Genomic DNA, 4,681 nt, shown 5'->3' on the forward strand with positions numbered 1-4,681 from the left:
AGATCTGAGTCATCATCCGTTCGCTCCACTTGCAAATCCTCGGGGTCCGGAATTGCGGATCGAGAATCCATTCTGGTTTGATTGCTGTTGAAGCCGTCAGAGCCGGACGGCAATTTGGTCTGAGACACGTCAGGCGATTGGAGTGAAGGGGTGTTCATTTCTGGCAGCATCCTCTTGAACTGCGTGGGTGCACAGGGACTGTGGTGGATAGGTCGACCCGGCTTTTCGACGCCGTCAACACGGAGTTCTTTCAGCTAGGGGTAGATAATACCCTTAAGAGGGTTATTTATACCCTTATAGTGGCGCTTTTGCTAGAGGTATCGAAGGTGGTCAACATGATCACCTCTCGACAAATACGGGCTGCCAGAGCATTGCTGGGCTGGTCCCAACAGCAACTCGCGGATAAGGCAATTGTGTCGCTAAACGCCGTCGCGAGACTCGAAAATGGAATTGTGGATTCTCGGATCAGTACGGTGCAGGCGGTTCAAAAAGCATTAGTCAAGGCGGGCATAGAGTTCCTTGATGCTGACCAAAAAGGCGAAGGGGTAAGGCTCAAGAGCCCGAAATCCTGACCAACTTCTGAGAGAGTCGAAGGGTACGATGTTTTCTAAGTGCCTGACGTCAATGTCCGCCATCGGCGGGTACCCCGGAAAAAATATGCTCGCACTCAGTTCTTCCCAAACGCGAAAGCTCATCGCGAGCACATGTCTTCTGATTTTCCTTCAACGACGGACATTGCAGGCGATCGGCCGCGCGGGCAAAGTCAATCGGATTGCGGGGCCGATTCAGCATGCATGATTGCGCGTGAGAGGCCCTTGGCGACCTATGAAGCCTCCGAACGAGCGATGCTGACCGTTGTACGAGAACAGTGCCTCCCGGAGCGGGGGCATACCTTTTAGTGTCCCTTGAGGGCTCAGGTGCGCTCGGCTCCATTTCGGTGGCTCCGTTGAAAAGCCTTGCAAAACAATGAAGCCATTTTTTCTCAAACGATTTCCTAGTCCAATGATTTTACTGGCTTCCGTCGCTTCCCTAGGAAGCGCCAGCAATAGCATGTTCAATTGATTATATTGCCTATTTTTAGGCGTATATCTCACTAACAAGTGAGGTGGATACTCCGGCTGCGTTTTTGTTCCATCCCTGGCGCCGGTCCAGATATGTGTAGCCCGAGTCCGCTGACGCCTGCTCTGGCTTGCGGCCAAGATTACCCTCAATGGCCTCATCAGCGCCACCAACCGGCCCTGGCCGCTGCCGTACGGTCAATTCGTGTGCGACAATGGTCTGGGCGCCGGCGTCGACGGGGGCCTGTGCAAGCCTATGGCATATGACGCGAACGCGATAAAACGCAATAGTGGCCCGACAACTGAAAGAACAGCAAAAGGCAGGTATCCTGCCAAGTATCTGAAACTGTCGAATTGCGGATGTTGCAAAAAATCCTTCGCAAAAGCGTAGGCAATATAGTTGAGGCCGACCACGCGCAAAAACCACCAGCCCTTGGCGCCCAGCTCGCGTTGCAGACGAGGGATCGAGAACAGCGCAAGAAGGTAGGTCCACAGGACGGCGATGCCAAAAAAGACAAACACACCACGAGACGGAGCATGTCCTATGTGGGTGAGCCAGACAACAAGCGCGATGTGAACGAGGTGCGCTGAAGCAAATGCAAGACCCAATTCACGCCCGCGCCTCTTGAGAGGCTCGAAAACTGGTCCGAACAACGTCGTCATCGCACCGGCAGAATAGGTTAGCCAAAACAACAAGAACGAGAACCGTGCGCTCACCTGCAGTGCCGCGATGGTGCCTCGTTCCTCCGGTCCCAGTGCCACAAGCACCAGCGCGGCGAGACCGAGAGCTACGCAGAAGGCCGAGCCAATCCATACGGTGGCAACCGGTCGGGCCGAGCCCATAAGGTTCGGAGAAAGTCTCTGTTGCTGGGCCATCGGGTTATCTTGCCATTTTGGATGTGGTCCGTTTCGCAATCGTCCGCATCTCGCGCACCAATACTATCACAGACGGTTTCTGCTGGAAACGGAGATTGGCGTTCAAAAACCGGCCAACTGGGCCGCGCGATCGGCGAGCCCATTTGTCGGCGCTGGCTCCCGTGATTGTGCGCGACCTGACTGGTCGGCGACTACCGGATATGGACGCATGCGCCCCGCATGCGATGGTCAGCTGCGCGACCTTATCGTCCGACGGCGTCCGCATGCGGCCGGCCTCAACTCCTTTGCCGAGCCCGCGCTCGAGCGGAGGCCACCGCACACCTAAAGGCCGCGAAGGGAGGCACGACAGCGCCAGCATCGACAGGCGTCGGCGGAGCGGTTCAATTGCGACGCCATGCCCAGTCGGTGATGCCAATGATCCTCAGCTTAAGAGAAGGCGGACACCGCCCGCGAACGATACAAGCGGCGTGCTCGGGTATGACCAAACTGCCGATTGGCACTCCCGGTATGCACCGGGCTCGGTGTTGCACGGGCGGATTGAGTCCAGCGGCGCGGCGCAGCATTGTCCGCATGCCGTCCCATGGTCAACCCGGACCGCGCCTGTTGGAAGGCGGCGAGAACATGATCCTCAAACTCCAAGTCCGGACCAATCTCCCGGTTGCGCTGCCAGTTATAATCATCGACGTAGCTCCGACGCTTATTTCGTTACGCGAGCGAGCCTCACGGGCGCGCTGTGTGGCTTCTGCCTCGGCAGTCCTCACGGCTTTCTCCAGCGCCTGTCGCTCGCGGGCAATTTCGGCTTCGGTAAGCGGTGGATTTATTCTGCGAAGCTCGGCTGCTAACGCAACCCTCGCACGCTCATAAATAGTCAGCCTGCTTTCGCCGGGCGCATCGAACTCGAGGCCAGCGATGGCCTTGGCGATCAGCGGGTAATAGTCAACCATTCCCGACATCATCGTCGTCGTGTGTTTGTCGGAGCCGATATCGATAACACCAAGAGCGCGCTCCAACCGTCATGGAATCAGTGAGGGGCGACCGAGTCGTGCCTCGGGCGGTTTATGAGGAGCAGCCCGATTTGGCGGCTAAGATCGGCAAGCGCTCAATGAATGGGTCGGTTCGTTGGTCAGCTGGCGTCGTTTTGTCCGGCTTTTCGGGATGTGGTTGTCAGGCTACGAGTCGGGAATTTGAGCCGACCCATGAGGAAGTGAAGTGGACCCAATAACCGTCGCGATCTCTCAGGCAGCCGCTCGACAAGCACCTCCGCGCCGAGCGCGATCTGGCAAAATGATATCCTGCAGGCACAAACGGCTTTGACCGCGTTGCCACCCGCTTCGAAAAGACTGCCCGAAATGATCCGGCTCCCGTCACCCTCGCAGGCATTATTCCGTGGCCCGGTGGGCGTCACCTCGATAACATGTTGTCAGGTTTCGCCAGTGTCGGTTGCGCCACACCGCTTGTCGACAGCAGCCGGCCCGGCATCCGTAGTACCCGAAAGGCGCGTAGAGTGGAGCCGGCGGATAGTCACCCTCATAGTAGGGGTAATCGCCGGAATAGAAGGGAAATGATCCGAAAAACCCTCCGCCGGCGTATGTTGCTTGAGAGGAAAATGCGATCGCGAGTAGAGCGACGGCGGAGAATAAAGCGACTTTCATAGGGAGCAATCCTCGACCAAAACACCAACAAGGTACCACTTCGGATAGGCGGCGCAACAATGAGGTGGGCGGGCGTACGCTACACCGCTAAGGGCCAAAGCGTGGTGTTGTATAGCCGCTTCAACCACCCTGTGATGATCCTGCAAATACCTTGAGCTCGTTCCTATTCCGGACGCGTCCGACAGCGACACCAAACATCTTTAGTGAACTCCATAGACCGAGGGGTAGGCAGTCACCGAGACTCCGTGCTCGGGCCGTCCTCCATCGGCCGTCCCAATCAATCGCGGGCCGGCACCGTTCAGCAAGCAGGCAAGTCATAAAGCAAGCCACCCAGGCGTCATTTGTGCCGATGACGCTTGGTAAAATCGCATTCAAGCCCGACCAGAAGGCGTTGACAAGGGCGAATCCACGAAAATTGGCTACAAGGCGCAGGGGGGCTGACAGTCGCGTGAAGCCAGAACGTTCTAAAATGAGCGTCGTTAAATTGGTCGCCGAACCGAGCCGAGACGATCAGCGTGGCCTTGCGCGACTCTCATCAGAGCGACTGGGAAGCCTAACCTTTAGCTGCCCCCCAATTCACCAATGGTTGCGCTGCCGGAGGAAATATTGGGCCGCTGGCGCGTCTTCTCACGGCACCTTCTCGCGATCGCGGCTATGTTACGCAAGCCGCACGGAAGGCGGCATTCCGCTTTCTCCGCCAGCCGAAAAGGCCGAGCGCTGCCAAACCTGTAGCGAAGAGTGACAGGGTCGATGGAATTGGTGTCGCGGCCGCAATCGATCCGTCACTGCCGATACTCAAGTCTCCGAAGCTCAGCGGAAAGCCGTGGGGGCCAAGCAGCCCGGCAATGAAAAGCTGACTCACGATTTCGAGAGTTGTTGCAGTTGCAGGAACTGTGACGCCGATGGGACCAGCGCCGATGCCGTGTGAGCTGCTGTACAGGCTATAATACAGGTAGTTGGTTTCCGTCATCGATTCGAGCAACGTCCTGTTTGGTTGAATAGATTGACGGTGAAATTGTCAGTGTAGCTGCTGTAACAAGAAGCGCATATCGTTGGATCGCGGCTACCGATTGCCTGTATGTTGATATCCAGGAA

Annotated in this window: 3 protein-coding genes and 1 pseudogene; 1 reads left to right on the forward strand and 3 read right to left on the reverse strand. The window is 57.0% G+C overall.

The features are described 5' to 3' along the window. Window positions 1-335: 335 nt before the first annotated feature. Window positions 336-572 (forward strand): helix-turn-helix domain-containing protein, encoded by a 237-nt coding sequence (locus WCB02_RS39830; RefSeq protein WP_423967976.1) that lies wholly within the window; start codon window positions 336-338, stop codon window positions 570-572. 684 nt (window positions 573-1,256) lie between these two features. Here the strand turns inward: WCB02_RS39830 and WCB02_RS39835 are convergent. From WCB02_RS39835 to WCB02_RS39845, 3 genes and pseudogenes are all read right to left on the reverse strand, one after another. Then, the gene (locus WCB02_RS39835) at window positions 1,257-1,934 is read right to left on the reverse strand and encodes a hypothetical protein (protein ID WP_423967972.1); all 678 of its coding nucleotides are present in this window, start codon (window positions 1,932-1,934) and stop codon (window positions 1,257-1,259) included. Window positions 1,935-2,650: 716 nt separating this feature from the next. Further along, window positions 2,651-2,878: pseudogene (locus WCB02_RS39840) on the reverse strand (hypothetical protein); the annotation flags it as partial. A gap of 1,360 nt (window positions 2,879-4,238) precedes the next feature. Continuing rightward, a complete protein-coding gene (locus WCB02_RS39845; protein WP_423967974.1) occupies window positions 4,239-4,556 on the reverse strand; it encodes a PEP-CTERM sorting domain-containing protein in 318 nt (105 codons plus the stop codon). Between the last annotated feature and the right edge of the window lie 125 nt (window positions 4,557-4,681).

Origin of the sequence: Bradyrhizobium sp. (assembly GCF_049581145.1) — a bacterium.
Lineage (GTDB): Bacteria > Pseudomonadota > Alphaproteobacteria > Rhizobiales > Xanthobacteraceae > Bradyrhizobium.

Bases quoted from the DNA above. Each gene is read 5' to 3' on its own strand.
- WCB02_RS39830 (WP_423967976.1), top strand. From the start codon at position 336: ATGATCACCTCTCGACAAATACGGGCTGCCAGAGCATTGCTGGGCTGG.
- WCB02_RS39835 (WP_423967972.1), bottom strand. From the start codon at position 1,934: ATGGCCCAGCAACAGAGACTTTCTCCGAACCTTATGGGCTCGGCCCGA.
- WCB02_RS39845 (WP_423967974.1), bottom strand. From the start codon at position 4,556: ATGACGGAAACCAACTACCTGTATTATAGCCTGTACAGCAGCTCACAC.